Raw genomic sequence first — 25803 nt, forward strand, 5'->3', positions numbered from 1 at the left:
ATAAGATCCCCGCCGGCGGGTTCTCACCTGCCCAGTTCGACCGGATGCTCGACCTGCTGCACGGATACGCCCGCGACTTCCCTGCGAGCGTTAGTGCTGTGCCATGGGGACCTCAGTCCCAAGCACATATCTTCGTCACCGGCGACGGCACCAACAGCGCGGCCGTACGGGTAAACCGTAACCGCCCAGGCTGTGAGAGCACCACCGGTGTGAGGTGGTGTGCCGTCTGCTTCCGGCTACCCGGTGCTCCCCCGGTCGTCGAACCGCACCGACCGCAGTTGGTGGATGAGGACGATCAGCCGCGGACCAACCCGGGCGAGCCGTACCTTGGTCCACGCGTGCAGCATCGCGGTGAGCAGGTCGCACGTCTCCCACAGCAGCACCCGGTCACGGGAGACCGGCGACTGTCTCTGGTAGGCGGCGAGGAATCCCTCGCACAGGTCGTCGAGCAACCCCAGGTTGTCAGCAAGCTGCGCGTCTCCCATCGGCTGACCACGCGCCGCGAGGACGCTGATCCCGATGTCACGCAGCTTCGCCCGGAACCTGCCGAGGTCCAGTGCGGGCTCCGCCATGCAGGATCCGTCGAAGTCGATGAATCCGATGGAACCGTCGTCAAGCAGGACTTGCGCCGGGCGAAAGTCGTGGTGGACGCAGACCGCCGGATCCTCGGGCAGGGCGCCGGCGTGCTGCCGCATCCGGGCGATCAGCGGCCGCGCTGCGGGGCGCAGCGCCGGCACCGACTGAGCCAGCCTCGTGATCACCTCGTCGACCTCGTCGACCTCCTCGTCGAATGTCGCCACCCGACCGTACTGCGCCCCGCACCCGTGGAGCGCCGCGAGCGCCACCGCCGTCCGGTCGAGTTCGTCCCGCAGCCGCCCGAGCGCCCGGTCACCACCGTCGGTGATGGCCATCCGGGCGAGTTCCTTCAGTGTCTGCTCGCCCGGTACGGGCCCCTGCACGAGGATCCGTTCCTCCGGCAGGTAAGCCAGCGGTTCGGCCAGCGTCACCGCCTTGCTGCCGCTCAGCTCGGTGTTCCACAGGGACCGCATCGCCTCCCACGCGGTGGCTCCCTTGTCGCCTTGGTGGGTCTTCAGCACCACGGGGTCGGGCAGCGCGCGGTCCGCGTGCTGGTCGGCGTACCCCATCCGGACGACCACTGTGCACCGACTTCCCGGCTTGTAGCGAACGACGTCCGGCGCGCAGCTCCCGACCTTCACCTCGCCGTAGCCGGCGTCTCGTAGGACGCTCTCGATCAGCCGGCCGGCGGGGTCCGGCTGGACGAGGGACGGCACTGCAGGGAGCGCCTCGTCGGCCAACTCGACGTGGAGTGCGAGCCGGAGCTCGGGAAGCCGACAGCTCCAGCCCGCCGCACCGAACGGCGCGTCGGCCGCGACGGGCTGGTCAGTCATCCCGCCCGCGTCCGGCAGATCGGCGGACGGGGGCCAGAGATTGCCGACGAGGATGACGTCGGCTTCGCCACCCTCCGGGCCGGGGTCGACCCGGAGTCGGTAGCGCGCCAGCCACTGCGCGCCCTTTGCCCGCAACCGTTGCGGCGTGCAGGACAGCAGGCGGACCCGCCCGTCGGCGATCTCGGGTACGTGGCGCCGCAGGGCTGCCTCCACGCGGTCGGGCATCATGCAGGCGGCGAGCCACTCCGGCAACGACGCGAACGCCGTCAGGGAGTCGACCACCATTTCGTCGTTCAGCGGCATCATCGGGTAATCCTCCGTGTCCAGTCGTCGTTGTCGTCGAGCAGTTCGAGCGCGGTTCTCAGCCGGTCGTCCTTGAGCTGCCGGCAGGCCCGCAGGGCCGTTCGGGCGAGGCTCGCGTCGCGGTGCACGACGACCCGGGCGAGCAGGTCCGGATCAAGCGCCGCCCCCGGCAGGCAGTCCTCGGCGTAGGCCCGCAGAAACACCCGGCCCAGCTCGTCCAGCAGGGGCCAGGCGGCGGCGCCGGCCGCCTTGGTGCCCGCGAGATGCAGGTGGGCCAGGAACCGCCCGAGGTCGGCGGCGCGCTCACCACGGTGAACCGTGTCAAGGTCGACCAGTGCCATGTCGCCCGACCCGACCAGAAGCTGTGCCGGGGTGAAGTCGCCGTGGCACAGGACCTGCTCGGAGTCGGGTACCTCGGCCGTCCCGTCGAGGAGACCGGCAAGGTGCTGGTGCACGTGGTCCGCGACCTCCGGCCACACCTGCCGTACGGTGTCGAGGTCACGCCCGACCGCGGTCAGCTCCTCGGCCCGGGAGTACGCCTGGGCGTCGAGGATCTCGCGCCGGTGCAGGGCGGCAAGCACCCGGCCGGCGGACGCCATCGACTCGAGTGCGGCCCGCGAGGTCGGCGCGGAGCCGGCAGCGGACCAGGCCCACGAACCGGCGCGCATCAGCGGCTCGCCCGGCACGGCCTCGGTGAGGAGCAGACGTAGCTTGGGCAGGTAGCCGAACGGGCGGGGCAACCGGAGGCCGTCTGCCGCGGCGGCGAACGGTCCGCCCGGGCTGAGCGCGTCCAGGGTCGCGGCGATCGCCACGCCGCGACCGCCGTCGTCATACACCTTGCCGTACAGGGAAGTCGGGCCGGCGCCGTCGCCCGGTGGCCGCTCGTAGCGCAGGACGCAGGCACCCTCGCGCGGGTAGTGCACGACGTGGCTCGACCAGCCGGCGGGGCCGGCACCGGCGAGCTCGGCCAGTGCGCCCGAGTCGACGGCACGAGCCAGGCTTGGCAAAGCGGGGTCCAGGGGGAACGGGTGGAGGGCGATCCCGGTCCCCCCGACCACGCCCGCCCACCGTCGCCACGGTCCGGCCGCAACGGTGTTCTCGACGCGCTCGACCAGTGGCTCCAGGCGCTGCTCGACGTACGCCGTTGCCGCCTGGCGGTCCGGATGGACGCGGGCGACCACAGTGCGTTCGGGCGTCCAGTCCGCCGTCCCGCCGAGCAGGTTCTCCGCGATCCGCACGACGTACCGCAGAGCGCAGCTTCCGTCAGGGAGGTACCACAGCTTCTCCACTCGCGCGTCGAGCACCGGGTGCGCCGCCCCGGACGCCAGAAGTGTCTGCTCGACTGCCTGTACGGCGAAAGTCGGATCCGTCGCCTGCCGGAGGTCTGGCAGTCGGGTGTGCAACGGCTCCGCGAGCATCGACGGCCGGTGAACGCGGCGGGTGGGCTCGAAGCCGTTCCCGGCCGGGTCGCTTCCGGACCCTTCCGGGTCGCCTCCGGACCCTTCCGGCGGCGTGGTGTACGACGGCCTGGGCCCCTCGACGATCACGCCGTCGACGACCTCCAGAACCCGGTCGGCGAACCGGATCAGGTCCGGGTCGTGGGAGATGATGATGGTCGTCCGCCCCCGCATCAGGGTGCGCAGCGCATCGACCACCAGGCGGGTCGACTCCCGGTCGAGGCCGGTCGTGGGCTCGTCGAGGATGAGGATCGGGCTCTCCCGGATGAACGCCCGGGCGATCGAGAGTCGCTGGCGCTGTCCGCCCGACAGCGTCGTGGCCCGTTCGGCCAGCTGGGTGTCGTACCCGTCCGGCAGTTCCTCGATGAACCCGTGTGCGTTGGCCGCACGGGCTGCCGCCTGGATGCGTTCGATGGTGGCGTTCTCGATGCCGTAGCCGATGTTCTCCGCGACGGTGCCGCTCAGCAGCACCGTGTCCTGGAGGACGAGGCTCACCTGGGCGCGGACGGACGCGAGCGTGAGGCCGCGTAGGTCGTGCCCGTCGAGAAGCACCGCGCCGCTGGTCGCGTCGTACAGCCGGGGCACCAGCTGCGCGATCGTGCTCTTGCCCGCGCCGCTGTGCCCGACGAGGGCGACGACCTCCCCGGGCGAAACCTCGAAGTCCACGTCGTGCAGGACCGTCGGCCTGCCGGCAGCTCGTGACCCGTCCGCGTGCTCGGCCGGGTAGTGGAAACCCACGTGCCGGAAGGTCACGCGCCCCATGAGCCGTGGGGCTGCCACCGCGTCCGGCTCGTCGCGAACGTCGACGCTGCGGTCGAGCAGGTCGTCGATGCGCTCCACACTCGCGAAGACCTTGCCGACCTTGTACCATTCGCTGACGATCTTGCGGGCAGGCTTGAACATGTTCCGCAGCAGCAGGATGAACAGCACCAACGTGCCGACGGTGATCGCCCGCCGATCCAGCAGGAAGATGCCGATCCAGACGACGGCGGAGATGGCCAGCGCCTCGGCGAGGGCGATGACGAAACTGAACTGCGCCTGCACGTTCGCGGTCCGCAACGACGCGCGCATGCTCTGTTCGGTCTGGCCGGAAAAGCGCTGGAGGTCGATGGTGCCACGCCCGTAGCTCTGCACGAGGCGGATTGAGGTGAGCATCTCCTGCGCGGTCGAGGCCAGCTCACCCTCCCGGGTGCGTTGCGTCTTCGATGCGGCCTTGATCCGCCTGGAGAAGTACTGCGAGATGCCGGCCAGCAGCGGTACGACGCAGAGCGCCACCAGGGCTACGTTCCACGACTGCCACAGCAGGACGGCGAACGTGCCGACCAGAACCATCGAGCTGCCGACGATGTTGCTGATCGACGCGACGACGAACTCCTCCAGTACGAGAACATCGCCGGTGACCCGGGTCAGCACGTCACCGGTGCGCTTCTTGTCGTGGTAGGCCAGCGACAACCGTTGCAGGTGCGAGTACATCGCGACCCGCAGGTTGTAGCCGAGCACCCGGCCGGCTCGCGCCATGCAGACCTCGGCGAGTGAGTCGGCCGCGCTGTTGATCGCCGCGATGAGCACGATCGCCAGCGTGAGCACGGCAATCGTCTCGATCCGCACGGACGGGACGAACGCCGGGATCCCCCACTCGCGCGGCGTCGGTCGTCCGGACTGCAGGAAGTCGACAAGATAGGCGATCGGGTACGGCTCGGCGATCGCGGTCAGCGCCTCGAATGCCAACAGGGCAAGGGCGCCCACGTAGGCACGTCTGCCGCCCTTGAACCGCCGGACGATCCGCACGCTGCGGCGCAGATCGCTGACCTTGCGTTCACTTGGCGGGGTGTGCGTGCCCCGCGTCATCGTGGAAGTCACGGCAGTGTTCTTTCCAGCTTGTCGAGACACCGATGTGCCTCCGTGGCGAGTGCACCGGACAGCGGCGAGCGCGGTGCCCGGGCGAAGGCGCGGAGGGCCTTCCGTTCGAGTGCGACCGCCTCGTACCAACGGGCTTGCAGGCGCGCCACCGGATCGTCCCCGCCACCGCGTGCGCGGAAGTACGCCGTGAGGAACTCCTCGCCAAGTACCGCGAGAAGGTCGGCGTCCGCCGGTCCGCCGCCGACCAGTCCGCACCGAACCGCCTGCTGGGTGAGGGATGCGAGGAAGGTGCCAAGGTCGCCGGCGGGGTGCGCGACGCCGCAGTGGTCGAGGTCGAGCATGGCCACCCGGTGACCGTCGAGCAGGAACTGGCTCGGCTTGCAGTCGCCGTGCACGAGGCCGTTGTCGTCCGCGTCCGTACGGGAAACGGCGGCCCGCGTCCGGGCGAGTCGCTCGGCCAGGCCCGCCAGCGTCGCACCCAGCGACTCGTCGACGGAGGCGATCCGGCCCGCGCGGAGCCCGAAGCGACGGACCTCGCGTTCGACCGGCCGCTCCCGCGTGCTGACCACCGGGTACGCGTGGAGTTCGGCGACTGCCTGCGCTGCCTGGCGTACCCCGGCGACCGCACTCGCCGCCGACCGCACCCTCCGCCCGGCCCACTGCCGCTCGAGCGGCACACCGGGCACCGCCGCCTGCACGACCGTCGACAGGTCGGGGAGGTGGGCGACGACCGGCGCCAGCTCGAGTACCCCCTTCGGGGACGGAGCCGCCTCCAGGGCGCGGCTCTCGCGCGCTACCGCCGACGCCTTGCCGGCGTCGTGGTAGACCTTCACGACGTACGACGTGTCACCGGGAGCGAACTCCATCCACAGCGTCGCCCGCTTGCCGGGCCGGTAGCGCAGAAGCCGAACCCTGCAACGAGAATCCCGTGTGCCGGCCTGGCTGCCGAGCGCGTCTCGCATGCGGTGGGCGAGGACCGCCGGGTCCAGTACGTGCCGCAGCCAGGGCAGGTCCGGGTCGTGGGGAAAGACCGACAGTCGTACGCCGGGAGCGACGACCGGCCCGCCTTCGTGGACGGCCCCGTCACCGCCGAGCACGTCCTCGCCGAGCAGGTCACCGCGGACGAGGTGTTCGCCGTACTGGTAGAGCACCAGCGCCCGATGGCCGGGCTCGTACTTCGCGTCCAGCACGTGGCACGCCCGCGCGGACCGGCCGCCGGCACCGCCCAGCGCGGCAGCCAGCCGTGGGCCCATCACGCGAGGCCGCAACGCCTCGGCGAACCGGCCCGACTCACTGACGAGCCGGCCGGGCGGTCCGGAGCCGGGCTGGATCGGGCGGACCCTGGTACGGTCCGGAATCTGCGTCACGGGACCACCTCCGTCGCGAGCGGGGTCCGCGGGTCGAAGACCGCCTCCAGCGCGAGCGCCGCGGCCTCGACGTCGTACTCCGACTCGACCGTTCTCCGGCCGCTCTCCCCCAGCCGGCGCCGCAACTCCGGGTCGGCAACCAGTGCGCCGAGGTGCGCGGCGATCGCGTCCACGTCACCGGGCGGGGCGACCAGGCCGTTCTCGCCGGACCGGACCAGCTCGGGTACCCCGCCGGTAGCGGTGGTGACGACGGGGACCGCGCAGGCCATCGCCTCCACGAGGACGTTCGGGATTCCGTCGCGGTCGCCGTCGTCGGTGACGCACGGAGTGAGCACGAACACGTCGGTCCGGGCGAGGGCGTGGGCGATCTCGTCCCGGTCCCGCTCGCCGCGGAACGAGACCAGGTCGCCCAGCCCGAGCTCGGTGCTGAGCTCGGTCAGTTGGCGGCGCAGCGGGCCGTCGCCGTAGATCTCGCAGCGGAAGCGGTATCCGGCCTCGGCCAGGGCGGTGCAGGCGCGGAGCAGGTCGGCATAGCCCTTCTTCTCCACCAGCCGGCCGACCGAGACGAGCAGCATGCCCGGGCCGGGGGCCCGGAGGGTGGGAGTGAAGCGGTCGAGTTCGACGCCGTGGTGGATGACCTTCACCGGCGGCCGAACCGCGGCCGGGACGGTCTTCGCGATGTAGTCGGCGTTGACCTGACAGCAGGTCACCACGGCGTCGGCCGCGGCCGCCCGCGCGACCAGGCCGGCCGTCGGTATCTGGTACAGGTCCCGTGCGTGGGCGGTGAAGCTGAACGGCAGTCCGGTGAGTCGGCGGGTGAGCATCCCGACCAGGGCGGGGTCGTGGGCGAAGTGGGCGTGGACGTGCGGCGTCCGCGCACCCGAACGCCGCAGCCGGTACGCCAACGCCGCCACCACGACGGCGTGGTCGAAGCAACGGATCGCCGAGCAGGTGGCGTACCCCCGGCTCAGTCCCGGGTTGGCCAGGACGTGGAACAGCGTCGCGACGTAACGCATCGGGTCAGCGGTGAGGACGAGCGCATGGTCGGCGGTCCGCGACCAGCGTGCCCAGAACCCACCGACGTCGAGGAAACGTACCGGCGCCCGCACCTTGTCAACCTGGGGTTGGCGGCGCTGTTCGCCGGAGTGGGCGAGGCTGACGATGGTGAGCTCACGTCCGCGCCGTTCCATCGCCAGCACCTCGTCGAGAATGAACGTCTGGGACAGGCGCGGCCAGCTGCGCACGATCAGGATCACGTGTCCAGGCATCCCAGCCCCCTCTGGAGTGCGCGGGCCACCTCACGGGTGCGCGCCGGTCCGTCTGCGCACCGGTGTGGCCCGGTGCCCAGGACGAGTTGTTTCGCGATCTTGAGCCAGGTGTACGCGCCGAACAGCGCGGTGCGCCCGAGGTCCGGCCGGCCCACCGCCGCGGCGTACTCCTCGAGGAATGCCCGCCGCAACGCGCCCGCGTGTGCCGGGTCGGCCCGCAGGTCGAGGTAGGCGCAGAAATGCGCCACGTCCAGCGCGGGGTCGCCCATCCGCACCTCGTCCAGGTCGATGACGGTCACGGCGACGTCGACGAGGACGTGGCCCGCGTGGAAGTCCTTGTGGATCGGTACGTCGGCACCGAGGGGAGTCAGCTGCGCGGCCCGCGCCCAGCCGTCGGCCAGCCGCCAGGCCAGGCCGAGCAGGTCCGGTTCCCGGTCCGCGACGAGGCTCGCCCACCCCCGGCCGCTGGCGCACTCCGCGCTCAGGTCGAGGCGCCGGGGCAGGATGACGTCGCAGCCGTGCAGCCGAGCCAGCCAGCGCGCCGCGGCCCGTACGCCCGCGATCGCCGCCATGCCGTCCAGCCGGTCGAGGTGGATGCCGGCACAGTGCCGATAGAGCATCAGCCCACGTTCCAGTGGCGAGGGCAGCGGCTCGGGTACGCGCAGGGCGCCCTGGCCCTTGAAGGGTCCGTCGGCGAGCGCGCGCAGGTTGGCGTCGGCGAGCGCGGCGCGGTGCGGATGAACGAACAGCTTGCCGACGAGCTGGGTGGGAACGCCGGGCCGCAGGCCGCGGACGGCGTATCGGAGGACGGTGCGCCGGCCGGGGGCGTGCTTGATCAGCCGCGCGGCCGTGACGTCCAGCCTGGCGGGCTCGGCGGCGACCGGGACGAGTTCGGGCCGCAGCGCCCTTGTCATCGCGTGCCGGTCCAGGAGGTGCCCGGCCAGCGGCGCAGACGTACGTGTCGGGATGGCGGCGACCAGGCGTTCGAGACCGTCGAGCAGGGCAGGAACGCGGCGCCAACCGGACACCTCGAGGCGGCGGTAGCGCCGAGCCGCGAGCGAAACCAGCGCGAGACTCCGCCACCACGCCAACGCGTCGGGATCGACCCGTCCGGCCCGCCGCTCGTAACCGGCGACGAACGCGCGCCCTGCCGCCTCGACGGTGGAGCGTTCGCCCGCGTGTCGAACTCCCTGCCACAGCAGGTGGGCGAGCGCGGCGCCGAGGTCGCGCTCGGCGTCGCATCGGCAGACACCGTCCAGGTCCAGGAGCGTCAACCGGTTCCCGGCGGCGACGACCTGACCGAGCCGGAACCCCCCGTGTCCGAGGACCTGTTCCCCGCCCGTGGGCTGCCACGACGAGAGCCGATCGAGCGACGCCGTGAGCCGCCGGCCGACGTACGGATCGGCCTGCCGCGCGGCCGACAGCGATTCGGAGACGACCCGGAGTACGTCCGCTCCGGTCCGGTGGGGCGCCGCGACCTGCTGGCCGTGGAGGCGGGCCAGCAGAGTCCCGAGCCGGTATGCCAGCCGCACCCGCACGCGCGTCGGCACAGTCGGATCGCGGAGCAGGTCGGACAGGCGGTGCCCCTCGACCCCTTCGTGTACGAGGACGGCGTGATCCGGCCAGGTGACAACCAGTCGAGCCAGCAGCCAGCGCGGGGCCGCCGTCGCCAACTCCGTGAGTACGGCCGGCACGCCGGGTGCGGCTGTCTCTGCCGTTGTCTCCGCGGCTGTCTCCGCGGTCGACCGGAACACCTTGGCGTACATCACGTGCACACCGGTGTCGGTCCGGAGCCGGTACCGCAGGACGCAGCGGGACCCGGGGCGGTAACGCACCGGTTCAATGACGCAGCCGTGGGCCGCTCCGGCGTCCAGCCGCGCCGCGAGCAGGTCGCCCACCGCCGCCTCGTCGGCGGCTCTGGCCAGGCCCGGCAGGGCGGGGTCGGCCCGGTAGTCGTGCCGCGTCGACCCGTCCGGTGTCACCTCCCAGGCCGCGAACGTGTCGGTCCCCGCGGGAGAGGTCACCCGGTAGGCGAGGACGCAGCGTTCGCCCGGCGTCCAGCGTGCGTCGTGTGGGGTGAATCCCGGCGTACGGGAGGCTTCCGCCATCACCTCGCCCAGGTGCGGCAGGGCTGGATCCAGCCCGGCGAGCAGAGCACCGGTCGTCGTGAAGGCCTCCACGCTCACTGTGCACCTCCGGCCACGGCGTTCTCGGCCAGCCGGACGGCGCCGTCGACGTGGTCCGCCCACTCGGGGTGGTGCACCGGGATCCGCCGGGCGCCGAGCTTGAGCTGGAAGAGCACGGCGAGGTCGTGCGCCCGGGCCAGCCGGACGCGGTCGCAGGGACCGTACCCGTCGAGGAACGCCGAGATCGCCGGCCGCGCGTCCACATCGAGCGAGGCATGCCACCACGACAGGTCAGCGACGAATTTCCCCAGGTCGAGCGCGGGTTCCGCGATCGCCGCGCGGTCCAGGTCGAGCAGTCGGAGCTCGCCATGGGTGGCAAGGATGTTGTCGCACTTCAGGTCGCCGTGGGTCAGGGTCGCGGGTTCGGCCGGGCGGGCGGCCAGACGGTCACCGAGGCGGCTGATGACGTCCCGGATCCGGGTGCCGACCTGTGGGAGCAGGCCCTGGATGTGTTCGGCGGCGCGGACGACGGCAGCCAGCTCCGCAGACGCGTCGTACCGCGGCAATATCGGCAACGTCGGGATCGGCGGGTACGCAGGCACCGTTCGCGACCGCGCGGCATCGGCAGGAACATGCCCCGCGTCGTGCACCACCCGCAGCGCCTGGCCGATCCGGCGGAGGAGGCCGGGCGCCCGCGGGTCGGTCAACCGCCGCCAGAGCGGCTCGCCGTCCTCCGCCGCCCACCACGCTGCCTGGTCGGCCTCGACGTACCCGATCGGCCGCGCGGGCCGGACTCCCGGCACCGACGCCGTCAGTAGGGTGTCCAGCGCCGCCGCGACCGCGATCGCGCGCGCGCCGGTCCCGTCGCGATACGCCTTGAGGAAGGTCTCGCTCGAGGCCGGCGAGCACTCCCCCGCCCCTCCGGCGCTTTCGGCCGTCACGACGCGGAGGACGTGCCGCTGACCGGGGCGGTAGCGGATGGTGTGAACCTCCGTGTGTACCTCCGGGTGAACCTCACGCCCACCCGTCGCGAGCCGACCGGCGAGGCTCGCGGCCGTCGAGGTCACGTAGCCGGGCTCGTAGAGGCGGACGAGCCGCGGGAAGGCAGGATCGATCGGGGCGATCACGAGCGTGAGGCACCCGTCCGGCGAGGCTGCCACCAGCCGCGTGAAGGGCTCCACCAGACCGCTGGCCTTCGCCTCGCGTTCCAGTGGCGAAGTCCCGCCGAGGTCGGCCGGAACCATCGACCACGTGACGGCGAGATGGCGGGAAGTGCGGCGGTCCCTTCCCGCATCGAGGGTGTAGTACGCGGAGAGCTTGTGGCCTGGTTTGTACTTCGACCGCAGCAGGTGCGGGACAACCAGTCTCGACCGACCCGGCAGGCACTGGTCCAGCAACGGCCCGAGGCCGTAGGCGAACGGGTCGCTGACGGCCCGGCGGACGCCTTCCAGCCCGAGGTGGCCGGCGACGAGGCGCATGATCTGCCCGGACGCGTGCGAGGAGATGCTGACCACGGTCAGCCCTCGACCAGCAGTTGTGGGTCCCCGACCGAAGCCGGGGCGGGCGCAAGCACCTGCGCTTCGGATTTCGGCCTCACCTGGTCCAGGCCCGCCAGCAGCCGCTGGGCCGCCACCTCGCGGCCACGCAGGTCCGGTGGATAGTCCGGCGTACGGGCTGCTCCGGTCAGGAGCTTCGCGGCGGCGTCCCCGAACGCGTCCCCCGCGAGCTGGTCCGGCGGCAGCCAGTGCACCCAACCTCGCTCGGCGAACAACCGCGCCCGCAGCTGCTGCTCCGCGCTCGGACCGCTGCGCGGCACCAACAGTGCGGGCTTGTTCTGGCTGAGGATCTCGACAGTCGTGTTGTAGCCGGCCATCGCGATGACCAGATCGGCCGCGCCGATATAGCTGAGCGAATCGGGGACCGAGGTGAGGATGTGGACCGGCAGACCACGGGCACGATCCACAAGCCGGCACCGCTCCTCTTCCGGGAGGAAGGGCCCGGTGACCAGGACGACGACGCACGGTCTGTCGGTGAGCAAGTTCGGAAGCGACCGCAGCAGGGCGTCGAACAACGGGTAGGCGTCCGCACCACCACCGGCCATCGCAACGACGAGGGCCGAGTCGGCAGGCGCCCGGTCGAGGTAGCGCCCGCGCACCTCCGCGGAATACCGGCTCGACTGCGTCGCGCACACGTATCCGCAGTAGCGCACGCGCTGGGCCGGGGCCGCCGGCCAGTCGTACTCCGCGGCCACGTCGTACACCTCGCGCGACCCGTAGACGAGCACGTCGTCGTAGTGGCGTTCGATCGTCTCGAAGGCGCCCTCGAGCCGCCACCTCCGCTGTACGGTCTCAGGGGCGTCGAGGATGTCGCGAAGGCCAAGCACTACCCGCACCGGTCTCGCCCGGGCGGCTTCCAGGGCGGGCACCAGCTCGCCCATCGCGCCGGTCGGCATGTGGTCGACCAGCAGGACGTCCGGCCGGAACTTCTGGACCGCGCTGCGGATCAGCTCACGTCGCAGGGCGAGTACGTCGTCGAACGGCGACGCCAGGGCGACCGGTTGCCAAAGGCCGGGGCCGGTTTTCCGGATGCACGGAAGCTTCAGGTAGTCATGGCCACCGGAGGGCGTGAAGAACTGGCCCAACGGCGAGTCGGAAATGGTCAGGGTGCTTGCGGGCATGCGAGCGCGGAGGAATTCGGTTGCGAGCAGCGTCGTACGCCGCATGTGACCCAACCCAAGGCCATCTTGAGAGTAGATGAGCAATCTGGCCTCGTCCGCGCTTTCCGCCATGGCTTCGGCTCCCCGCCTCGTATGTGCGGTCACGCGACGAGGCCGCCACACATAAATCGGTCGGACGCCACCTTCGCAGCGTCAAGGAACAGTCATATCGTGGAGGCCTGTTGCTTGTCCTCTCTTTACCTCCAGTTCACCTGGTGGGCTTTTGGCGAGAGCCTGACGAGAAGGTCGGCTGGTCGCTCACTAATCGATGTGGTCGACCAATTGAACGTACTGCGCTGCACTTCGACCCCGCATCTGGGTCGCACCCTTTTCCAAGCCTTTGCATTCACCACCTGATGTTCCGCCGGGTCGGTTAGCGTCGACTGAACGACTCACCAGCACCACATTCTGGATCACACAACAGGCGTTCGAGCCATGCCGCAAGCTGCATGAATGCTGTATCAAATTCGGGCACCAGCAGTGCAGTAAAGCTGGAGTGAAGATGCGATATCTCGTGACAGGGGTCGCCGGGTTCATCGGAAGTCAGGTGGCCGAACGCCTGTTGCCACGCGCGACGGAGCTGATCGGCGTCGACTGTTTCACCGCAAATTATCCGCGCTCGATGAAGGAGGAGAACCTCCAGATACTTCGATCGAAACCCAATTTTTCCCTGCTGGAGGCCGATCTCGGTGCTGCAGATCTGCCTGAGCTTCTTTCCGGCGTCGACGTCGTAGTCCACCAGGCCGGCCTTCCCGGTGTGCGGCCTTCCTGGGGGCGGGAGTTCTCCGAGTATGTCGCCCACAATGTAGTGGCAACCCAGCGCCTGCTCGAGGCCGCCCGGAACGCGGGTGTCCGTAGATTCGTCTACGCGTCGAGCTCGTCCGTCTACGGCAATGCCGCGACCTACCCCACCTCCGAGGAGACGCTGCCGCGGCCGTTCAGTCCGTATGGTGTGACGAAGCTCGCTGGCGAGCATCTCTGTAACACTTACGCCGCCAACTACGGCCTCTCCACGGTCGCCCTTCGGTACTTCACCGTGTACGGGCCGCGCCAACGCCCCGACATGGCGTTCCATCGGTTCGTTGCGGCCGGGTGCCGGGGTGCGGAGATCAACGTGTACGGCAACGGCGAACAGATACGCGACTTCACCCACGTGGACGACGTCGTACGCGCCAATGTCCTCGCGACCGAGGCTGATCTGCCGCCCGGGAAGGTGCTCAACATCGCCGGCGGAAGCCGGGCGGACGTCAACACCGTCCTTACGCTGTTGGCCGGACTTGTGCCGACGCCCCTGCGGGTAACGAGGACCGATCACCAGGCGGGCGATGTCGAGGAGACCTGGGCGAGCTGCGACGAGGCTCGCCGGCTCCTCGGCTGGACACCCAAGGTCGAACTTCTGGACGGACTGGCCAGCCAGGTCGACTGGTATCGAGCCCGGCTCGAACCGGTTCTGGCGGCGACCACGAACAGCGATCTGGATCCGGATTTGAGCGTCGTTCCGGCTCCCGCAGTACGCAAGCCCGCAAAGGCGGGTAGCTGAACACCACAAGGAAATACACCCAGCCCCCTGTGACCTCCGGTACGGAACACCCGCCGCCAAGGTCCGCAGTCGGCAGGCAGACGTCGGATGGGGCTGTGGCGTCGCCTGGAGTTGCTCGGCGACACCGAGCACCTGCGCTGGCTGCGGCGCCGAACCATCCCTGCCCGAGAGAGCGACACCGGTTGGTCGTCGGCATAGGCGACCACCTGGTGACCGTGGACCTGGCCGATGGAGTGATGCATGCTCGCCGGTTGCGGTCTTCAGGTTATGGGCGGATGTAAACCCATCCTTGCGTTTGGCGCTGGACCAGTTCGGCGACGCCTGAGTTGACCGTGTGGACGCCGGGGATCAGTTGGCCCGGCGCGATGTCGAGGGCCCGCATCGTGTTCCGGCACGCGACGACGGTCGTCCCGGCGGTGATGGCGGCACGAAGCTCGGCGGCGTGGGGCGAGTTCTGCAGTACTGCCCCGATGCCGGGGCCATGGACGACGAGTTCGATCGTGCTGTCGGTGAGCTCGGCATGGAGGTTCCGCAGGTTACGAAGTACCGATGCGTGCTTGTCGGGATCCCCTTCGTCGAGGTGGACGACGACGCTGGCCGGGGCGGTTGCGGTCTGTTCTCTCACTGGGCTGCCTTCTGCGAGTGTCACGAACGGTCAGATGATGCCTGCGGACCGGGGCCGTCGGGGTGGCGGTCGCGGTCGCGGGATTCGGAGGGCTCGGCAGATGGCTGCTCGGCCCGAGACTGAGATGTTCGAGCGCGTCGGTACGTCCACAGCGCTGCAGCCACGGTGACGCACGCTGGGACCGCCCACGCCGGCACTCCACTCAGCAGGGAGACGATTCGTTCCTGCGCACCGGCCTCGAGGTCGGTGGTGTCGCCGACGCCGAGTACGCCCGTGATGCCGGCGGTGCCGTCGAAGCGGAGGAAGAGCACGCCGATTGCGATGAACAGAACGCCCGACACCAGGGAGGTGGTGTGCACCTGTAGCGGCCCCACACCGAGCATGGTGCCGCGCAGCCAGCGACGGCGCGCCAGGTGGAAACGATCCCACAGTGCCGCCAGGACGAACAGCGGCGTAGCCATGCCCAGCGCGTAGACGGCCAGCAGGATGCTGCCACCGACCGGGGAACCCTGCGTGGCGGCCATGGTGAGGATGGCGCCGAGAGCCGGTCCGGAGCAGAAGCCGGCGAGCCCGTACACGGCGCCGAGGACGGCGATGGACAACCAGCTCCGCCGGTCACCCGCCGAGGGCCGGTGGGCAAGGCCCTGCAGCCTGCCGGCGAACGGCATCGCGAAGCTACGGCCGAACACCTGCACCAGCCCGAGGGCGATGATGGCCCAGCCGGCAATCGAGATCAGCAGTGACCGATGGCCGTAGAAGATCGATGACACCGCGCTCACGCCTGCCCCGAGCGGTACCAGCGTCGCCAGTAGTCCGGCGTAGAAGGCCAGCGTGCGCAGGAGTTGCGCGGTCCGGGTGGCGAAGGCGTACGCGAAGAACGAGGGCAGGAGCAGCGCGCTGCACGGCGACAGCAGCGCCAGCACGCCGACCGCGAACGCGGCGGGCAGGCTGACCTCGCTCATCCGGGGTTCTTGGCGGCCTCGTCGATGACCTTCGTGAAGGTTTCGAGAGGCTGCGCGCCGATGACGAACCGGCCGTTGATCACGAATGCGGGGGTGCCGCTGATTCCGTGCGCCTGGCCGTCGGAGAAGTCGCGTGCCACGGCGTCGGCCACCTGCTGCGACTTCAGGTCGCGACGAAACTGCGGCATGTCGAGCTTCAGTCGTTTCGCGATGCCGGCAAGGTGGTCCTCGGTCAGCTTGCCGCTGTTCGGGGGCGGTTGGTCGGCGTACAGCGCGTTGTGGAAGGGCCAGAACTTGCCCTGCATCGCCGCGGCGCGCGCCGCTTTGGCGGCCGTGAGGGACTCCGGGCCGAGGTAGGGGAAGTCCCGCCACTCGATGCGGAGCGTGCCGTTGTCGACGTACTTTCTGATCAGTTCGGGTTCGGTGTCCCGGGCGAACTTGCCGCAGAAGGGGCACTGGAAGTCGGAGTAGGCGAACATCACCACCGGCGCGTTCTCCCTGCCGAGCGCGATTGGCGCGCCGGCATTGCCGAGCGGATCTCCGGTAGTGGGACTCGGCGCCGTCGGGGAGGCGCTCGGTGAGGCCTTCGGCGTGGGGTCGTGCGTGGCTGCGGCGCTGCCCCCGTCGCCGGAGTCCCCGGTCAGTGCGGGGAGCAGCATGACTGCGGTGAACATGGCGGCGACCGCGGCGATGGCGATCGGCAGAAGCATGCGACCGCGGCTGCCGGGGGTGGGTTCAGACACTGGGCGTCCTTTCCGGGGGCGTCCGTTCGGGTTGGGCGATGCGGCATTGGCGTTCACCTCGAACGCGTTGGCGCAGCGCCCAGATCAGCAGGCCGACCGCGGCGATCTGCAGAAGCGGCTGCACCGGTTGGAACCACGTCATCGCCCCGGCGCTACCGAGGGCGAGGAGGACCACCTTGTTGCAGACCGGGCAACCGACGGCGAAGAAGGTCAGCAGCCCGCCCGCGTACCCTCCATGCGAGGTCGAAGACCGGACTGCACTGATGGGTGAGACGTACGTCGCCGTCAGCAGCCCCGCCAACGCTGACGACGCAGCGAGCGCGGGCCAGGCCCACCACGTCGGCGGCACTTCACGGCTGAACAAGGGTGTGTCGATCAGATCGGTCGGGACAGCCACCACAACCGCGAACAGGACAGCCGAGGCGAAGGCGACGCCCCAACGTCGGACGGGCCACCCCGCCAGCGGGCCGAGAATCCTCTGGGCGGGCATGCTCAGGCTCCCGCTTCCACCGGGAGACCCCGCAGTCGCCACTCCAGCAGCCCGTCCTGAAGGCGTCGCGCCTGCCTGCCTTCGGCACGGAGCAGCCGTACGGCGTCGTGGGCCAGGACGCAGTAGGCGCCGCGGCAATAGGCCACGATGTCGGTGTCGACCTCCAGGGTGTTCATCCGTTCGGCGACCTCGCCGAAGGGCACCGACACCGCACCCGGGATATGTCCGGCGGCGTACTCCTCTGGCGGGCGCACGTCGAGCAGGAGCACGTCACCGGCGGCCAACCGCTCGAGGAGCTCCTCCCTCGTCACCTCCTCGACGTCGCCGAGCCCGCTCACGCCGAGGTAGGCATCCAGCGCCTTGTCCACATCAGCGGAGTGCTCGCGGGCGACGGCCTGCATCGAGGCGTACAGGGTGGCCACATCCTGGCCGGCGAGGCTGTAGTAAATCTTCGTGCCCTCCCGGCGAGTCCTGACCAGGTTGGAGATCTTGAGTACCTGCAGGTGCGCCGACGCGGTGCTCAGGCCGAGGCCGGCCTCCCGAGCGAGGGAGTCGACCGTGCGCTCTCCCTGACTCAGCAGATCGATGAGCTCAAGGCGTTTCGCGCTGGCGAACGCCTTCCCCACGACGGCCAGCTGGTCGAAGAGCGCTGCTCTGCGGTTCGAATCGGGCATCCGTCCTCCAGAAATCTCTGGAATACCGTACAACGGCCGTCCGTCGTTCGTCCCACGGGTGCGAACTTGTCGAGGCCCACCGTCGTCCACGTGGCTGCGGCTCGCAGATGGAGCGAACCAACGTCTCGCAGGTGGGAGTCCGGGAGGAGTCGGCGGTGGGCTCGCGTCTTCGTTCCGCCCCGTTTGCCCGGGGCAGGGACGCCGGGTCGTCGGGAGGCGGCCTATTCCGACCGGACCGGGAGGGCTCATGGGTACGTCGGCGTCGCCTCGGGGGTTGTCGTCGGCGCAGGCGCGCGCCCTCCTGGACCAGGTGGGGCCGAACGCGGTTCCGGAGGAACGGCCGAGCGTTCTCGTCCGGGCCGTACGGAGGCTGTGGGCGCCGGTCCCCTGGATGCTCGAGGCCACCATCGTGCTCGAGCTGGCTCTGGCCAAGTGGCTGGAAGCCGGCATCGTCGGTTCGTCGCCGTGGGCGTTGGTGCGTTCGCCACCGATCTTGTCAAGGTGCCGGCCTTCCGTGCTCTCGGCATGCACCAGGCGGGACGGTGACCTGCCGTGCACCGGCTCAGGCCTTCGCCTCCGGCGCCGCGGAGAGGAAGAGGTCCTGCAGGTCCTCGTCGGCGCGGTCGAGACTGTGTGACACGGCCGTCAGGTGGGTCAGCAGCTCGGGGCAACCGCCGTTGGTCTTCATCATCTCGATCGCGCACTCGAGTTGGCCGCGTGCGCGTTTGATGCGGATCAGCGCGTCGCTTGCCGGCTGTGGCTTGATCTGCATGTCCGACACCTCCTTGCGTAAGACGTGGGTGGCAACTTGACCGACACGGTGAACGACCGGGCTGTCATGCGGACCGTCCCGTGGGCAGCCGGCCGAGGACGGTCTCGGCGGTGGGTTCGTCGCCCCGGTTGTAGGGCAGGCGGGCCAGCAGGCGACCCATCATGCAGTTGTCGGTGGCCCCGGCGAACGTCAGGCCGGCGCCGACGAACACGGCGAGCGCAAGCATCCACGGCACCAGCAGGCTGGTCAGCGTTCCGAGGAGGACGAGAAGGCCGGCGGCCAGGCGTACCTGCCGCTCGATGGCCCACCGTCGGCGCCCGTGGACGACGTCGCCGCCGGCCGTGGCGAAGGCGGGCACGCCGCCGTCCAGGACGTGCAGGCCGTCCATGCCGGCTGCGGCGAGGCGCTTCCTCGCCTGATCGGCCCGGACGCCGGACTGGCACACGAGCACGACCCGGTGGCCGAGGCGTTCACGCAACTGGTCGGCGTGCTCGTCGAGAAGTCGGAGCGGCACGTTGTACGAACCCCGGATGTGCGCGGACTCGAACTCCGCAGGAGTGCGTACGTCGACGACGGTCACCGCATCGGCACGGTGGGGGTCGGCTAGCCAGCCGGCAACCGTCGTCGCGTCGACCTGATGCGTTGCCTGAGTCATGTGGATCCTCACGGGTTCTCAGTGTCAAGCCCGGCTTTGCGGGCGGAATCGTAACTGTCGTTGATGAGCGCGACCTGCCTTTAGTCGGAGCCGCAGCAGTCCAGACGTCGCCGTCGGATAGATCGTCCAGGCGTTCGCGGTCAGGCCAGGGAGAGAAACAGCCGCTCCAGCTGGGCCTCGTCGACCTTTCGTTCGCCCTCCTCTTCGACCATGCACTGACGCAGGCCTGTGGCGATGATCTTGAACCCGGCACGGTCGAGCGCCCGGGCCGCGGCCGCGAGCTGAGTCACCACGTCGGCGCAGTCGCGTCCTTCCTCGATCATCCGGATGACCCCGCCGAGCTGGCCCTGCACCCGCTTCAGGCGGTTCACAACGTCCTTGAGCTGGTTCGCCTCTATCTCCATGACCACTCCCTCGCCTTTGATACCCCAGGGGGTACAACCTCGACGGTAGCAGGGGCATTCCCAGACGCGGAGCTCAGGCATCAGGGCGGGCCTCCCGGTCATGGGGTTTGCCGGCCCGTCCGAATGACCGTACATTTGCCTGGTCCGGACATAGGCTCAAACCCGCGGTACCGGCAAGGAGTGTCGACTATGGCTGGACCTGAGGGCACCACTCGCGGAGATCCGACGTCTCGGGGGGTTGACCGCACAAGCGCCCTACCTCTCTGGGCCCAGATCTACGACGACCTGCGTCGTCGACTCGACGCCGGCGCGTTCACCGCCGCGTTTCCGGGAGAACTCTCCCTCGTACGCGAGTACGGCGTAAGCAGACATACCGTGCGCGAAGCACTGCGCAAGCTACGCAGTGAAGGACTCGTCACCGCTGAACGAGGACGCTCCCCCATGCCCGTCCAACCCGCCGAGATCGAACAGCCCCTGGGGACCCTCTACAGCCTGTTCGCCTCCGTGGAGGCAGCTGGGCACACCCAGCACAGCGTCGTAATGGCACTCGACATCCGCGCCGACGGAGTCGTCACCACCCGCCTTGGCCTGGAGGAGTCCACCCCCCTCCTGTACCTAGCTCGCCTACGCCTTGCCGACAGCGAACCGCTTGCGATCGACCGGGTCTGGTTGCCCGCCAGCATCGCTGCCCCCCTACTCGAAGCCGACTTCGCCAACACTGCCCTGTACCACGAACTCGACACGCGCTGTGGGACACGCCTGTCCAGAGGTCACGAACGCCTCCGCGCTGTCATACCTACTCCAGCGGAGCAAGAACTGCTCGACATGCCCGAGGGCACCGCAGCGTTCGCAATTGACAGGCTCGCGTATTCGGTCGATCGGGCCGTCGAATGGCGTCAAACCCTGGTGCGCGGAGACCGCTTCGGAGTTACGTCGGGCTTTTCCGCGCGCAGTGGACACCTCATCGTTACAGGCGGCCGGGATACGAACAACGAGAACGGGCCGTCAGCACTACTCCTGAGCTGACCGGCCACTCGACTCTGCCCGCAAAGCCGGGCTCGACACCAAGACCCCGTAAGGAAACCCAATGACCCAGGCAAGCCACCAGCTCGACGCACCGACCGTCACCGGCCGGCTCGCGTGACCGCGGCACTCCTGCTCGGGCTGCTCATCGGCGTCCTGCTGGGGCTGCTGGGCGGAGGCGGTTCGATCTTGGCCGTTCCCGCCCTGGTCTACGGCGTGGGAATGCCGCTGCGCACCGCGATCCCCACCTCCCTGCTCGTCGTGGGCGTCTCCGCGCTCACCGGCCTCATCCCACGCCTGCGGACCGGGCAGATCCAGTGGCGGATCGCCGCGGTGTTCGGCCTCTCTGGCGCGGCAGCCGCCTTCGGCGGTGCCGCTGTCAACCGACTGTTGCCCCCGTGGGTCGTACTCGCCGGTTTCGCCGTCCTGATGGTCGCCGCCGGTCTACGCATGCTGCGCGAACCCTCCGACACCGGTGGCGCCTGTGCCCTGCCCGGTGGTGGCGTCCACTGGCAGACCTGCCTGCCCAAGGCCATCGCCACCGGAGCCGTTGTCGGCTTCCTCACCGGCCTGTTCGGCGTCGGCGGCGGCTTCCTCATCGTTCCCGCGCTCGTGCTACTCCTCGGCCTGCCGATGACAGCGGCGGTCGGCACCTCGCTGGTCATCGTCGCCGTGAACGCCGCCGCCGGGTTCGTCGCCTACGCCGGCCAGGTCACCCTCGACTACACCCTCACCGCCGCGTTCGCCGGAAGTGCGATCGTCGGCTCCCTCGTCGCCGGACGGGCCGCCACGCGACTGAACGCCGGCCGGCTACGCCGCTGGTTCGCCTACCTCGTCCTCGCCGTCGCGGCCCTCGTCGTCGTACTCCTGATCATCGACCCCGCCGCCATCGAAAAGTAGCGGCTATCGCTGCAGGGACGGCCCGCTCCTGGTGTGGTTGCCGTGCATCTACGGCACCGCCGCGTGAACCTGCCTTTCGTAAGGAACTCCTCAGCGGCGGAGCGCCTGCCGTCTGCCCGACCACCTCGAACCTGGAATACCCCCCGGGGTGTTACGGTTGACTCTGGTCGGGTACCCCGGTGGGTATCCTGGAAGGACCGACGAGAGGAGCAGCGAGACCATGGCCCCGAACCGCCCAGACGCCACGCCCGAGGTCGACCTTGATCAGCTTGCCGCCGCACTCGGCTCCGGCGCGGCCCTGATCGATGTTCGCGAGATGAACGAATACGTCGCCGGGCATGTACCAGGTGCCGTGCTCATCCCGATGGGCCAACTTCCTACTCGGCTGGGCGAACTCACCAAACACGCCCCCATCTATGTCATTTGCGCCTCCGGCAACCGCAGCGCCGCGATGACCGACTTCCTCAACCGGACCGGCTTCGACGCGTACTCCGTCGCCGGCGGCACCAAGGGCTGGGCCCACTCCCGTCGGCCGGTCGACACCGGCATGCCACGACATGCCTGACAGCCCGACCTCCACCAGCCGACACATACGTGCGGAGACCGACATGACCCAGACCACCAGCGCCCGTACAAGCAACACCAAGCTGAGCGTGCTCCCCCTCGAGACCCCCACTTTGGGAGACCGCAGCTACGTCGTTCACGACGGCCAAGTCGCGTTCGTGGTGGATCCCCAGCGCGACATCGATCGGGTCCTCGAACTACTCGAACACCACCGGGTTCGGTTGACCCACGTGTTCGAGACCCACATCCACAACGACTACGTCACCGGCGGTCTCGCCCTTGCGCGCAGGACCGGCGCCACCTACATGGTCAACGGTGACGACGACGTGTCGTTCGACCGAACCCCTGTTCGCGACGGGCAGATCGTGCAGGTCGGCGACCGGATGCGCGTCACTGCGGTGGCCACGCCCGGCCACACCTACACCCACCTGTCATACGTGCTTCACGACCAGCAGGTCGGCGAGCAGGTCGCGGTCTTCTCCGGCGGTTCACTCCTGTACGGCGCGACCGGCCGACCCGACCTCCTGGGAGCAGACCACACCCACCAGCTGGTCCGCCTCCAACACGCGTCGGCGCACGAACTCGCCACGAAATTGCCGGAATCCGCCGAGCTGTACCCGACGCACGGATTCGGTTCCTTCTGCTCGGCCACCCAGTCCGACGCGACGGCATCAACCATCGGGCAGGAGAAGATCAGCAATCCGGTCCTGACCCAGGACGAGGAGACCTACGTCCGCGAACTGCTGGCGGGCCTTGGCGCATACCCGGCCTACTACGCCCACATGGCACCTGCGAACGCGGCCGGCCCGTCCGAGCCGGACCTGTCCCCGCCCACTCCGGCGGATCCGGACGAGGTACGACGCAGGATCGAGGCCGGAGAGTGGGTTGTCGACCTGCGCAACCGGACCCTGTTCGCAGCCGGCCACGTACCCGGCAGCCTCAACTTCGGCGTCGACGGAGGCTTCGCCACCTACCTCGGATGGCTCATCGAGTGGGGCACACCTCTCACCCTCCTCGGCGAGACCGCCGACGACGTGGCGACCGCGCAACGCGAACTCGTCCGCATCGGCATAGATCGTCCAGCGGCTGCCGCGACCGGCCGGCCCGAGGACTGGACCAGCCACGACCTCGCGAGCTTTCCCACCGCCACCTTCGCCGACCTGGCCCAGGTGCGCCATCACCGGCCGGTGACGGTGCTGGACGTCCGCCGGGCCGACGAGTACGCCGCCGCGCGCATCGAGGGCGCGATCAACATCCCCATCCACGAACTCCCCCGCCGACTGGCCGACGTGCCCGCGGGCGAGGTGTGGGTGCACTGCGCCGGCGGCTACCGAGCCTCGGTTGCCGCGTCCCTGCTCGACGCGGCCGGTCATCCGCTGGTCGCCATCGACGACAGCTTCGACAACGCCCGCAAGGTCGGGTTGCACCTCGTCGGCCCCGACAGCTGATGAAGCAACGGAGCGCAGCGAGTGAACGCCACACCTGACAACGGGATCTCCAAGCCGGCAACGGGCGACGCGTCCGGACGTGTCGAGCTGGGGCTGCGCCAGAACCTGCCCCAGTTCGCGCTCCTGGTCGCGGTCAACGCCCTGGTCGGCGGGATGCTCGGACAGGAACGCACGGTGGTACCGCTGCTGGGCAAGGAGGTCTTCGGCCTGCCCGGCTACACCGCCGGCCTCACCTTCATCCTCGTCTTCGGCCTGGCCAAGGCAGCCACCAACTACTTCGCCGGCACCTGGATGGACAGGTGGGGACGCAAACCCGTCCTCGTGGCGGGCTGGATCGTCGCGATCCCGGTACCACTGCTGCTGATCTGGGCGCCGTCATGGGGCTGGGTGATCGCGGCCAACCTGCTGCTGGGGATCAGCCAGGGCATGACCTGGTCCACCACGGTGGTGATGAAGATCGACCTCGTCGGCCCAGCGCGTAGGGGTTTGGCGATGGGGTTGAACGAGGCTGCCGGATACGCGGCGGTCGCGGCCACCGCCCTGGCCACCGGCTACATCGCCCAGGCCTACGGGCTGCGCCCGGAGCCGTTCTTCCTCGGAATCGCGTTCGCCGCCCTCGGCCTCGGCCTCTCGACGCTGGTGGTCAAGGAGACCCGCGAGCACGCCCGGCTGGAGGCCGCCCACCACGTGGCCCGCGCCGACGGCCGGCACGACCACCTGCACAGCGAGCTGACCAACCGGGAGGTGTTCAGCCAGACCAGCTTCCGCGAACCCGCGCTCTCCTCGGCGAGCCAGGCCGGCCTGGTGAACAACCTCAACGACGGCCTCGCCTGGGGACTGTTTCCGATCATCTTCGCCGCAGCCGGTCTGTCCGTCGCCAAGATCGGGATCCTCGCCGCGCTCTACCCCGCAGTGTGGGGGCTCGGGCAGCTGGTCACCGGCGCCCTCTCCGACCGGCTCGGCCGCAAGTGGATGATCGTGGCGGGCATGCTGCTGCAGGCGGTCGCGCTCGCAGTCATCGCCGCCGTCACCGGGTTCTGGCTGTGGGCGATCGCCGCCGTCCTGCTCGGCGCCGGCACCGCCATGGTCTACCCCACGCTGCTGGCTTCCATCGGCGACGTCGCCCACCCCGCCTGGCGCGCCCGAGCCGTCGGCGTCTACCGGCTCTGGCGCGACGGCGGATTCGCCGTCGGCGCATTGTTGGCAGGTGTGGTCGCCGACACCCTCGGCGTACGCACCGCCGTCTGGGTCGTCTCCGGCCTCACCGCCCTGTCCGGGCTGGTCGTCGCGATCCGCATGTACGAGACGCACCACCGGCCCACAGACATCGCGCCGGAAGGAGCGGTGCATGAGTGACCGCGCCGCCAAATACGCCCTCTTCACCGAGTTCGCCGCCGTCGGCGGTTTGGAGTCCGTCGTTCTGACCGTCGTAGACCGCTACGAACCGTCATCGGCCCTGGCGTGCGTCCTCCCGCCCCGCGAAGTGGCTGGATCTGTCCGGGGCCGCAACCTTTGGTCGATCGTTCTCACGGCCTCGTAGAGAACTCCGGCGGCGTACCGGATCTGTTCGTGTGCAGCGTCGCGTTGCATAGTGGTCGCGGCGAGGATGAAAGCGGTCAGAGCCGTAGTCCCAATGAGGGTCTCGACGGTTACCACGTTTGCGGCCAGGGGTTCGTGCGCGAACGGGCCAAGTCTTTGCAGCGCGGCGAAAATCGTCATGGCTGAGACGACCATGACCGACAGGGCCGCACCCGCCACTCGGAAGCGCACCGCGGCCCAGACAACGCAGGGGATGGCGAGGAATAACAAGTCTGTCGAGCTGTGGATCACCACGAGCATGACCACAATAATGACGACCGTGAGGGCGGCGCCCTCAATTATTCGGCGTCGGTCTACGCTGTGCGGCCGCCGGGCCCGAACAATGACGAGCAAGGACGGGGTGACGACGAGCACCCCCATCATGTAACTCAACCACCACAGGAACCACGTCGTACCGAAGTTGTGCGTCGTCTCCAGACCGGACAAGACGAAGGTGGCAACGCTCGTGGACGCAATGATCGTGGCCCCGACAAAGGCTCCCAGAAACACCAACGCCAGTACATCCCTCGGCTGGTCCATTTCCACCCGGAATCCGACCCTGTGGAGCAGCATGTAAGCACACAGCAGTCCGAGGGCTGTCGCTGCCGCAAGAGTCACCGACGCGGTTGGTGGACGCCCGAGGGACGTGTTGATGACGAAGGAGCCGATCACGATCCCAGGCCAGACCCGCGGGCCCAAGGCAAGCAGAGCAGCCAGCCCCACACCAGTCGGAGCCCACAACATACTGACCCGCCAGCCACCCACCACCTGGGAAGGCACGACGTGCGTGGCGGCAGAGTAGATTGCTGCGATTGCCAGGATCTGAAGACCGGCGACCACACGGTTTCTCGTTATTGACCCGTGAAGCACGCTTCCAAAGCATACTCATCACGCCAATCGACCCCACCCCGAGATCCAA

Annotated in this window: 23 protein-coding genes; 7 read left to right on the top strand and 16 right to left on the bottom strand. The window is 69.5% G+C overall.

Features of this window, described 5'->3' with window-relative positions; translation table 11 throughout:
• Window positions 1-236: 236 nt before the first annotated feature.
• Genes FHR37_RS14540 through FHR37_RS14570 form a run of 7 tightly spaced genes read right to left on the bottom strand, consistent with a single transcriptional unit; the run spans window position 237 to window position 12467 of the window.
• A complete protein-coding gene (locus FHR37_RS14540) occupies window positions 237-1715 on the bottom strand; it encodes a phosphotransferase (RefSeq protein WP_092890409.1) in 1479 nt (492 codons plus the stop codon).
• Window positions 1712-5029: an ABC transporter transmembrane domain-containing protein gene (locus tag FHR37_RS14545; RefSeq protein WP_092890412.1), complete on the bottom strand. Its 3318-nt coding sequence runs from the start codon at window positions 5027-5029 to the stop codon at window positions 1712-1714. The genes FHR37_RS14540 and FHR37_RS14545 overlap by 4 nt, the downstream gene beginning before the upstream one ends.
• Window positions 5026-6396: a phosphotransferase family protein gene (locus FHR37_RS33130; protein ID WP_092890416.1), complete on the bottom strand. Its 1371-nt coding sequence runs from the start codon at window positions 6394-6396 to the stop codon at window positions 5026-5028. Before FHR37_RS33130 ends, FHR37_RS14545 begins: the two co-directional genes overlap by 4 nt.
• Window positions 6393-7664 carry a glycosyltransferase gene (locus tag FHR37_RS14555; RefSeq protein WP_092890419.1) on the bottom strand — a complete coding sequence of 424 codons (1272 nt, stop codon included), beginning with the start codon at window positions 7662-7664 and terminating at the stop codon, window positions 6393-6395. Before FHR37_RS14555 ends, FHR37_RS33130 begins: the two co-directional genes overlap by 4 nt.
• Complete coding sequence (locus FHR37_RS14560; protein WP_139239260.1) at window positions 7649-9850, bottom strand: phosphotransferase family protein; 2202 nt, start codon at window positions 9848-9850, stop codon at window positions 7649-7651. The genes FHR37_RS14555 and FHR37_RS14560 overlap by 16 nt, the downstream gene beginning before the upstream one ends.
• The gene (locus FHR37_RS14565; RefSeq protein WP_092890425.1) at window positions 9847-11304 is read right to left on the bottom strand and encodes an aminoglycoside phosphotransferase family protein; all 1458 of its coding nucleotides are present in this window, start codon (window positions 11302-11304) and stop codon (window positions 9847-9849) included. Before FHR37_RS14565 ends, FHR37_RS14560 begins: the two co-directional genes overlap by 4 nt.
• A 2-nt stretch (window positions 11305-11306) precedes the next feature.
• Entirely contained in the window at window positions 11307-12467 is a 1161-nt protein-coding gene (locus FHR37_RS14570; RefSeq protein WP_175542848.1) for a glycosyltransferase family protein, read from the bottom strand.
• Between the two features lie 541 nt (window positions 12468-13008).
• Between FHR37_RS14570 and FHR37_RS14575 the strand changes: the two genes are divergently transcribed.
• The gene (locus FHR37_RS14575) at window positions 13009-14046 is read left to right on the top strand and encodes an NAD-dependent epimerase/dehydratase family protein (RefSeq protein ID WP_092890431.1); all 1038 of its coding nucleotides are present in this window, start codon (window positions 13009-13011) and stop codon (window positions 14044-14046) included.
• 265 nt (window positions 14047-14311) lie between these two features.
• Here FHR37_RS14575 and FHR37_RS14580 read toward each other — a convergent pair whose 3' ends face one another.
• Genes FHR37_RS14580 through FHR37_RS14600 form a run of 5 tightly spaced genes read right to left on the bottom strand, consistent with a single transcriptional unit; the run spans window position 14312 to window position 17540 of the window.
• Window positions 14312-14695, bottom strand: a complete 384-nt coding sequence (locus FHR37_RS14580; RefSeq protein ID WP_092890434.1) for a DsrE family protein — start codon at window positions 14693-14695, stop codon at window positions 14312-14314.
• Complete coding sequence (locus tag FHR37_RS14585) at window positions 14692-15633, bottom strand: cytochrome c biogenesis CcdA family protein (RefSeq protein WP_092890437.1); 942 nt, start codon at window positions 15631-15633, stop codon at window positions 14692-14694. The genes FHR37_RS14580 and FHR37_RS14585 overlap by 4 nt, the downstream gene beginning before the upstream one ends.
• On the bottom strand, window positions 15630-16433 hold the full coding sequence (locus FHR37_RS14590; protein WP_237769136.1) for a DsbA family protein: 804 nt from the start codon (window positions 16431-16433) through the stop codon (window positions 15630-15632). Before FHR37_RS14590 ends, FHR37_RS14585 begins: the two co-directional genes overlap by 4 nt.
• The gene (locus tag FHR37_RS14595; RefSeq protein WP_092890443.1) at window positions 16369-16866 is read right to left on the bottom strand and encodes a hypothetical protein; all 498 of its coding nucleotides are present in this window, start codon (window positions 16864-16866) and stop codon (window positions 16369-16371) included. Before FHR37_RS14595 ends, FHR37_RS14590 begins: the two co-directional genes overlap by 65 nt.
• 2 nt (window positions 16867-16868) lie before the next feature.
• Entirely contained in the window at window positions 16869-17540 is a 672-nt protein-coding gene (locus FHR37_RS14600) for an ArsR/SmtB family transcription factor (RefSeq protein ID WP_092890446.1), read from the bottom strand.
• Between the two features lie 247 nt (window positions 17541-17787).
• On the opposite strand from FHR37_RS14600, the gene FHR37_RS33440 reads away from it, so the two are divergent.
• Complete coding sequence (locus FHR37_RS33440; RefSeq protein WP_175542849.1) at window positions 17788-18177, top strand: cation-transporting P-type ATPase; 390 nt, start codon at window positions 17788-17790, stop codon at window positions 18175-18177.
• Here FHR37_RS33440 and FHR37_RS14610 read toward each other — a convergent pair.
• The 3 genes from FHR37_RS14610 to FHR37_RS14620 form a co-directional block, all read right to left on the bottom strand.
• Window positions 18103-18312 carry a metal-sensing transcriptional repressor gene (locus FHR37_RS14610; protein ID WP_092890452.1) on the bottom strand — a complete coding sequence of 70 codons (210 nt, stop codon included), beginning with the start codon at window positions 18310-18312 and terminating at the stop codon, window positions 18103-18105. The two genes, FHR37_RS33440 and FHR37_RS14610, sit on opposite strands and share 75 nt — an antisense overlap.
• Before the next feature lie 64 nt (window positions 18313-18376).
• Complete coding sequence (locus tag FHR37_RS14615; protein WP_092890455.1) at window positions 18377-18967, bottom strand: rhodanese-like domain-containing protein; 591 nt, start codon at window positions 18965-18967, stop codon at window positions 18377-18379.
• A 140-nt stretch (window positions 18968-19107) separates the two neighbouring features.
• Window positions 19108-19371 (bottom strand): metal-sensitive transcriptional regulator, encoded by a 264-nt coding sequence (locus FHR37_RS14620; RefSeq protein ID WP_202818417.1) that lies wholly within the window; start codon window positions 19369-19371, stop codon window positions 19108-19110.
• Between the two features lie 189 nt (window positions 19372-19560).
• On the opposite strand from FHR37_RS14620, the gene FHR37_RS14625 reads away from it, so the two are divergent.
• From FHR37_RS14625 to FHR37_RS14645, 5 genes are all read left to right on the top strand, one after another.
• On the top strand, window positions 19561-20397 hold the full coding sequence (locus FHR37_RS14625) for a GntR family transcriptional regulator (protein ID WP_092890461.1): 837 nt from the start codon (window positions 19561-19563) through the stop codon (window positions 20395-20397).
• Window positions 20398-20511: 114 nt separating this feature from the next.
• On the top strand, window positions 20512-21294 hold the full coding sequence (locus FHR37_RS14630; RefSeq protein ID WP_092890464.1) for a sulfite exporter TauE/SafE family protein: 783 nt from the start codon (window positions 20512-20514) through the stop codon (window positions 21292-21294).
• A 220-nt stretch (window positions 21295-21514) separates the two neighbouring features.
• On the top strand, window positions 21515-21859 hold the full coding sequence (locus FHR37_RS14635) for a rhodanese-like domain-containing protein (RefSeq protein WP_092890467.1): 345 nt from the start codon (window positions 21515-21517) through the stop codon (window positions 21857-21859).
• A 43-nt stretch (window positions 21860-21902) separates the two neighbouring features.
• Window positions 21903-23306: an MBL fold metallo-hydrolase gene (locus FHR37_RS14640; RefSeq protein WP_092890470.1), complete on the top strand. Its 1404-nt coding sequence runs from the start codon at window positions 21903-21905 to the stop codon at window positions 23304-23306.
• A gap of 21 nt (window positions 23307-23327) precedes the next feature.
• Window positions 23328-24662, top strand: coding sequence for an MFS transporter (locus tag FHR37_RS14645; RefSeq protein WP_237769137.1), 1335 nt, complete (start codon window positions 23328-23330; stop codon window positions 24660-24662).
• An 81-nt stretch (window positions 24663-24743) separates the two neighbouring features.
• Here the strand turns inward: FHR37_RS14645 and FHR37_RS14650 are convergent, their stop codons facing one another.
• Window positions 24744-25754 (bottom strand): MASE1 domain-containing protein, encoded by a 1011-nt coding sequence (locus FHR37_RS14650; protein WP_092890473.1) that lies wholly within the window; start codon window positions 25752-25754, stop codon window positions 24744-24746.
• Between the last annotated feature and the right edge of the window lie 49 nt (window positions 25755-25803).

This window comes from Actinopolymorpha cephalotaxi, from assembly GCF_013408535.1.
Classification (GTDB): Bacteria; Actinomycetota; Actinomycetes; order Propionibacteriales; family Actinopolymorphaceae; genus Actinopolymorpha; species Actinopolymorpha cephalotaxi.

What these genes read in the sequence shown, in the direction of transcription:
- FHR37_RS14540 (WP_092890409.1), bottom strand. Translation starts at nt 1,715, where the DNA reads ATGATGCCGCTGAACGACGAAATGGTGGTCGACTCCCTGACGGCGTTC.
- FHR37_RS14555 (WP_092890419.1), bottom strand. Translation starts at nt 7,664, where the DNA reads ATGCCTGGACACGTGATCCTGATCGTGCGCAGCTGGCCGCGCCTGTCC.
- FHR37_RS14570 (WP_175542848.1), bottom strand. Translation starts at nt 12,467, where the DNA reads ATGCCCGCAAGCACCCTGACCATTTCCGACTCGCCGTTGGGCCAGTTC.
- FHR37_RS14575 (WP_092890431.1), top strand. Translation starts at nt 13,009, where the DNA reads ATGCGATATCTCGTGACAGGGGTCGCCGGGTTCATCGGAAGTCAGGTG.
- FHR37_RS14585 (WP_092890437.1), bottom strand. Translation starts at nt 15,633, where the DNA reads ATGAGCGAGGTCAGCCTGCCCGCCGCGTTCGCGGTCGGCGTGCTGGCG.
- FHR37_RS14595 (WP_092890443.1), bottom strand. Translation starts at nt 16,866, where the DNA reads ATGCCCGCCCAGAGGATTCTCGGCCCGCTGGCGGGGTGGCCCGTCCGA.
- FHR37_RS14600 (WP_092890446.1), bottom strand. Translation starts at nt 17,540, where the DNA reads ATGCCCGATTCGAACCGCAGAGCAGCGCTCTTCGACCAGCTGGCCGTC.
- FHR37_RS33440 (WP_175542849.1), top strand. Translation starts at nt 17,788, where the DNA reads ATGGGTACGTCGGCGTCGCCTCGGGGGTTGTCGTCGGCGCAGGCGCGC.
- FHR37_RS14610 (WP_092890452.1), bottom strand. Translation starts at nt 18,312, where the DNA reads ATGCAGATCAAGCCACAGCCGGCAAGCGACGCGCTGATCCGCATCAAA.
- FHR37_RS14615 (WP_092890455.1), bottom strand. Translation starts at nt 18,967, where the DNA reads ATGACTCAGGCAACGCATCAGGTCGACGCGACGACGGTTGCCGGCTGG.
- FHR37_RS14620 (WP_202818417.1), bottom strand. Translation starts at nt 19,371, where the DNA reads ATGGAGATAGAGGCGAACCAGCTCAAGGACGTTGTGAACCGCCTGAAG.
- FHR37_RS14625 (WP_092890461.1), top strand. Translation starts at nt 19,561, where the DNA reads ATGGCTGGACCTGAGGGCACCACTCGCGGAGATCCGACGTCTCGGGGG.
- FHR37_RS14635 (WP_092890467.1), top strand. Translation starts at nt 21,515, where the DNA reads ATGGCCCCGAACCGCCCAGACGCCACGCCCGAGGTCGACCTTGATCAG.
- FHR37_RS14640 (WP_092890470.1), top strand. Translation starts at nt 21,903, where the DNA reads ATGACCCAGACCACCAGCGCCCGTACAAGCAACACCAAGCTGAGCGTG.